Origin of the sequence: Diplocloster agilis (genome assembly GCF_019042275.1) — a bacterium.
Taxonomy (GTDB): domain Bacteria; phylum Bacillota; class Clostridia; order Lachnospirales; family Lachnospiraceae; genus Diplocloster; species Diplocloster agilis.
On sequence record NZ_JAHQCW010000115.1, the window covers coordinates 1 to 246 of the forward strand.

The 246-nt window shown below is 50.4% G+C and carries 1 pseudogene; it reads right to left on the reverse strand.

Going from position 1 to position 246, the window contains the following annotated elements:
• Positions 1-246: pseudogene (locus tag KTH89_RS24790) on the reverse strand (hypothetical protein); the annotation flags it as partial.

Sequence of the window (246 nt, forward strand, 5' to 3'; positions counted from 1 at the left end):
AGACTGCTCATTTCCATGTATAAATGCGTCGGACAGCTTCAGCCATTTTTCTTCCCCGATCTCCTGGTCACCGTTATAAAATACGATGTAAACCGGCGTGGGCAAGGACACCAGCTTTGTGCCGTAGATATGCTTGCCGTGCAGGATCCCCCGGAACATATCCGCGAAATAAAGCAGGCCCCGGACCGGAAGATTCGGATTCATTGTGCTTTGATGCTCGTACAGTGAGAGGATATCACGGATCAG